3 rRNA genes are annotated in these 5,547 nt (G+C 56.9%); all 3 read right to left on the bottom strand.

The annotated features are described in order from the left end of the window. Window positions 1–7: 7 nt before the first annotated feature. The 3 genes from rrf to FJQ57_RS22040 all read right to left on the bottom strand — a co-directional run bounded on the left by rrf (window position 8) and on the right by FJQ57_RS22040 (window position 5,400). Window positions 8–124: ribosomal RNA gene (gene rrf, locus FJQ57_RS22030) — 5S ribosomal RNA — on the bottom strand. 143 nt (window positions 125–267) lie between these two features. Beyond that, window positions 268–3,418, bottom strand: a 23S ribosomal RNA gene (locus tag FJQ57_RS22035). A 447-nt stretch (window positions 3,419–3,865) separates the two neighbouring features. Beyond that, window positions 3,866–5,400: ribosomal RNA gene (locus FJQ57_RS22040) — 16S ribosomal RNA — on the bottom strand. Together the 16S, 23S and 5S rRNA genes form the textbook arrangement of a ribosomal RNA operon. Window positions 5,401–5,547 lie beyond the last annotated feature (147 nt).

Here is a 5,547-nt window from a genome sequence, read left to right on the forward strand (position 1 = left end):
AATGCTTGTCCGGCGGCGTCCTACTCTCCCACAGCCTCGCGGTTGCAGTACCATCGGCGCTGGCAGGCTTAACTTCCGGGTTCGGTATGGGTCCGGGTGTTTCCCTGCCGCTATGGCCGCCGTAACTCTATGAACCCCATCAACTTGCCCCGTGGTGGCACCAGTGGTGGGTGCCCGCCCCCAGGGTGGTGGGGTTGGTTCTTGTAGTGGACGCGACATGCGCTAGGTGCGCGTGGGTGTGGTGGTGTGGTGTTGGTTGAGGGTTTGTGTGGCAAGCCCTCGGCCTATTAGTACCGGTCGGCTAGGCATCGCTGCTGTACACCTCCGGCCTATCAACCCCATGGTCTGTAGGGGGCCTTAACCCATCGAGTGGGTGGGAAACCTCATCTTGAAACGTGCTTCCCGCTTAGATGCATTCAGCGGTTATCACTTCCGAACGTAGCCAACCAGCCGTGCCCCTGGCGGGACAACTGGCACACCAGAGGTTCGTCCATCCCGGTCCTCTCGTACTAGGGACAGCCTTTCTCAAGTTTCCAACGCGCGCGGCGGATAGGGACCGAACTGTCTCACGACGTTCTAAACCCAGCTCGCGTGCCGCTTTAATGGGCGAACAGCCCAACCCTTGGGACCTACTCCAGCCCCAGGATGCGACGAGCCGACATCGAGGTGCCAAACCATCCCGTCGATATGGACTCTTGGGGAAGATCAGCCTGTTATCCCCGGGGTACCTTTTATCCGTTGAGTGACCACGCTTCCACATGCCGTGGCCAGATCACTAGTTCCGACTTTCGTCCCTGCTCGACATGTCTGTCTCACAGTCAAGCTCCCTTGTGCACTTACACTCGCCACCTGATTGCCAACCAGGCTGAGGGAACCTTTGAGCGCCTCCGTTACATTTTAGGAGGCAACCGCCCCAGTTAAACTACCCATCAGGCACTGTCCCTGATCCAGATCATGGACCTAGGTTAGACATCTAGTACGACCAGAGTGGTATTTCAACGATGACTCCACACCCACTGGCGTGAATACTTCACAGTCTCCCACCTATCCTACACAAGCCGAACCAAACACCAATACCAAACTATAGTAAAGGTCCCGGGGTCTTTCCGTCCTGCCGCGCGTAACGAGCATCTTTACTCGTAGTGCAATTTCGCCGAGTCCATGGTTGAGACAGCGCCCAAGTCGTTACTCCATTCGTGCAGGTCGGAACTTACCCGACAAGGAATTTCGCTACCTTAGGATGGTTATAGTTACCACCGCCGTTTACTGGGGCTTAAATTCTCCGCTTCACCACAAGTGGCTAACGAGTCCTCTTAACCTTCCAGCACCGGGCAGGAGTCAGTCCGTATACATCGTCTTACAACTTCGCACGGACCTGTGTTTTTAGTAAACAGTCGCTTGGGCCTGGTCTCTGCGACCCTCCCCGCTTCCCGGAGCAAGTCCGTTCACGGTTCGGGTCCCCCTTCTCCCGAAGTTACGGGGGCATTTTGCCGAGTTCCTTAACCATGGTTCACTCGATCGCCTCGGTATTCTCTACCTGATCACCTGAGTCGGTTTGGGGTACGGGCGGCGCATAGCTCGCTAGAGGTTTTTCTCGACAGCATAGGATCACCCACTTCAACCAGCTGGTCTCGGCATCACGTCTCAGACTCGTGATCAAACACAGCGACCCGGATTTGCCTAGGCCACGTCCTACACGCTTACCCCGGGACAACCATCGCCCGGGCTGGGCTACCTTCCTGCGTCACCCCATCGCTTGACTACTACCGGATCGGGTCCCATGCTCCACCACACCCCATCCCCCCGAAGGGTTCAGTAAGCGTGGCTTCGGATGGTTAGCATCACCGGGCTCGTCATGGGCGCTACGTTGCCGGTACGGGAATATCAACCCGTTGTCCATCGACTACGCCTGTCGGCCTCGCCTTAGGTCCCGACTTACCCAGGGCAGATTAGCTTGACCCTGGAACCCTTGATCAATCGGCGCACGGGTTTCTCACCCGTGATTCGCTACTCATGCCTGCATTCTCACTCGTGTCGTATCCACCCCTACATCACTGTGGAGCTTCACCCACGACACGACGCTCCCCTACCCATCCACACACCCAACCACCCAGTGGCCGGGCCCGAACCTAATCGGGTGCGAATGCCATAGCTTCGGCGGGCGGCTTGAGCCCCGCTACATTGTCGGCGCGGAATCACTTGACCAGTGAGCTATTACGCACTCTTTCAAGGGTGGCTGCTTCCAAGCCAACCTCCTGGTTGTCACTGCGACTCCACATCCTTTTCCACTTAGCCGCCGCTTAGGGGCCTTAGCTGATGGTCTGGGCTGTTTCCCTCTCGACTACGGAGCTTATCCCCCGCAGTCTCACTGCTGCGCTCTCACTTACCGGCATTCGGAGTTTGGCTAACGTCAGTAACCTGGTCGGGCCCATCGGCTATCCAGTGCTCTACCTCCGGCAAGAAACACACAACGCTGCACCTAAATGCATTTCGGGGAGAACCAGCTATCACGGAGTTTGATTGGCCTTTCACCCCTATCCACAGGTCATCCCCTCAGTTTTCAACCTAAGTGGGTTCGGTCCTCCACGCGGTCTTACCCGCGCTTCAACCTGCCCATGGATAGATCACTCCGCTTCGGGTCTTGAGCGTGCTACTCATACGCCCTGTTCGGACTCGCTTTCGCTACGGCTACCCCACACGGGTTAACCTCGCAACACACCGCAAACTCGCAGGCTCATTCTTCAAAAGGCACGCCATCACCCCCACGTCCCACATGGCTGCGGGATGGCCGGGCTCTGACGGATTGTAGGCACACGGTTTCAGGTACTATTTCACTCCCCGCCAGGGGTACTTTTCACCTTTCCCTCACGGTACTGGTCCGCTATCGGTCATCGAGAAGTATTTAGGCTTAACGGGTGGTCCCGCCAGATTCACACACCATTTCAGGGGTGGCGTGTTACTTGGGAGGTGCTATAGGCAGGCACGCATCTACGACTACGGGGCTATCACCCTCTACGGCGCCGCTTTCCAACGGACTTCAACTTCACACGCACTTTCTTACTGCCCCACCCGCCGGCAGACGGATGACAAACACTCCCACAACCCCGCCCCCGCAACCCCTGCCGGGTATCACACGAAGACGGTTTAGCCTCATCCGATTTCGCTCGCCACTACTCTCGGAATCACTGTTGTTTTCTCTTCCTACGGGTACTGAGATGTTTCACTTCCCCGCGTTCCCCCCTACACCCTATTTCATTCAGGCGCAGGTAACACGACATGACTCGTGCTAGGTTTCCCCATTCGGACACCCCCGGATCAACGCTCGGTTGCCAACTCCCCAGGGCTTATCGCAGGCTCCAACGTCCTTCATCGGCTCTCGATGCCAAGGCATCCACCATGTGCCCTTTACTGCTTGCCAAACAAACACTCAACAAACACAACACACACATCAACACACGTACCGATACACGTATCAACACACGTATCACTACAGACATCGATGCTGTTGCACAAAGACACACACTACAAAGATCAACCCCACCAGCTCACACACACGTTCATGCGCAGCTCCAGGGTTGATGCTCGCGTCCACTATCAAGATGACAAACACCAAGAAACCAACCAGCCAGACAAACCCCCCTCCAGGGGCTCCGGACCTGATGCCTCAGGGCCCAACAGTGTGTCAAACCAAACCACTCCACCACCACGACCCGTGTTCCACACCCACCAACCCCCGAAGGGACCAGCAGGCCGTACTAGAGGTCACAGCAGCCTCACGGCCAGCTTTCATCGACGGTTCCACTATCCGAACACCACCATGTGCTCAGGACACACTCGGTCCTGACGCGGGATGTGTGCTCCTTAGAAAGGAGGTGATCCAGCCGCACCTTCCGGTACGGCTACCTTGTTACGACTTCGTCCCAATCGCCAGCCCCACCTTCGACAGCTCCCCCCCACAAGGGGTTAGGCCACTGGCTTCGGGTGTTGCCGACTTTCGTGACGTGACGGGCGGTGTGTACAAGGCCCGGGAACGTATTCACCGCAGCGTTGCTGATCTGCGATTACTAGCGACTCCGACTTCATGGGGTCGAGTTGCAGACCCCAATCCGAACTGAGACCGGCTTTTTGGGATTCGCTCCCCCTCACGGGATCGCAGCCCTTTGTACCGGCCATTGTAGCATGCGTGAAGCCCTGGACATAAGGGGCATGATGACTTGACGTCATCCCCACCTTCCTCCGAGTTGACCCCGGCAGTCTCCCATGAGTCCCCAGCACCCCGAAGGGCCTGCTGGCAACATGGGACGAGGGTTGCGCTCGTTGCGGGACTTAACCCAACATCTCACGACACGAGCTGACGACAGCCATGCACCACCTGTACACCCCCAAAAGAAGCCCCATCTCTGGAGCGGCAGGGTGTATGTCAAACCCAGGTAAGGTTCTTCGCGTTGCATCGAATTAATCCGCATGCTCCGCCGCTTGTGCGGGCCCCCGTCAATTCCTTTGAGTTTTAGCCTTGCGGCCGTACTCCCCAGGCGGGGCGCTTAATGCGTTAGCTACGGCACGGAACCCATGGAATAGGCCCCACACCTAGCGCCCAACGTTTACGGTGTGGACTACCAGGGTATCTAATCCTGTTCGCTCCCCACACTTTCGCTCCTCAGCGTCAGAACATTCCCAGAGAACCGCCTTCGCCACCGGTGTTCCTCCTGATATCTGCGCATTTCACCGCTACACCAGGAATTCCGTTCTCCCCTGAATGCCTCAAGTCTGCCCGTATCGAAAGCAAGCACTCGGTTAAGCCCAGTGTTTTCACTCCCGACGCGACAAACCGCCTACGAGCCCTTTACGCCCAATAATTCCGGACAACGCTCGCACCCTACGTATTACCGCGGCTGCTGGCACGTAGTTGGCCGGTGCTTCTTCTCCACCTACCGTCACCCTGATCAACACAGAGCTTCGTCGATGATGAAAGAGGTTTACAACCCGAAGGCCGTCATCCCTCACGCGGCGTTGCTGGATCAGGCTTCCGCCCATTGTCCAATATTCCCCACTGCTGCCTCCCGTAGGAGTCTGGGCCGTGTCTCAGTCCCAGTGTGGCCGGTCACCCTCTCAGGCCGGCTACCCGTCAAAGCCTTGGTAGGCCATTACCCCACCAACAAGCTGATAGGCCGCGAGCACATCCCCCACCCACAAAAGTTTCCACCAGCACCCCATGCAGGGACTGGTCGTATCCGGTATTAGACACCCTTTCGAGTGCTTATCCCAGAGTGAAGGGCAGATTACTCACGTGTTACTCACCCGTTCGCCGCTCGTGTACACCGAAGTGCCTTACCGCTCGACTTGCATGTGTTAAGCACGCCGCCAGCGTTCGTCCTGAGCCAGGATCAAACTCTCCGTAGAAAACTTGCTCCCAACAATGACGATCACTGACTATCGCTAGCCAGAATCATTGCCGAAAAAAACTATCAACCCATCCAACAAACAGACGAGCCTACAAACTAATCCGTCGACTATGACACACTGTTGAGTTCTCAAACATCAGGCGCA

Origin of the sequence: Nocardioides litoris, assembly GCF_006346315.1 — a bacterium.
GTDB lineage: Bacteria > Actinomycetota > Actinomycetes > Propionibacteriales > Nocardioidaceae > Nocardioides > Nocardioides litoris.